The 463-nt window shown below is 66.1% G+C and carries 1 pseudogene; it reads left to right on the forward strand.

The features are described from left to right. Positions 1–463, forward strand: a pseudogene (locus tag L979_RS12795) (transposase); the annotation flags it as partial.

Genomic DNA, 463 nt, shown 5'->3' on the forward strand with positions numbered 1-463 from the left:
GCCCTACCGGGCGCGGTAGCGCTGATGGATCCCTTCCACGTCGTTCGCCTGGCCGGAGACGCTCTGAACGACTGCCGACGACGCGTCCAGCAACAGCTCCACCAGCGCAGAGACCGCAAGGACGGCCCGCTCTACAAGGCGCGCCGCACCCTCCACACCGGGATGAGCCTGCTGACCGACCGCCAAAAAGAACACCTCAGCGTCCTCTTCGCCCACGAGAAGCACGCCGCGGTCGAAGCGACCTGGGAGATCTACCAGGCCATGGTCACCGCCGACCGAGAACCCGACCGGGTGAAGGCCAAAGCAATGATGGACAAGCTCATCACCGCGCTGAGCAAAAAGGTGCCTGAAGCCTTGCCCGACCTGGCCAAGCTCGGCCGAACGCTGACCAACCAAACGCGCCGCCGACGTGCTGGCGTTCTTCGACCGCCCCGGCACCAGCAACGGTCCGACGGAGGCGATC

The organism is Kocuria sp. ZOR0020 (assembly GCF_000800955.1).
In the GTDB taxonomy this organism is placed as follows: Bacteria; Actinomycetota; Actinomycetes; order Actinomycetales; family Micrococcaceae; genus Kocuria; species Kocuria subflava.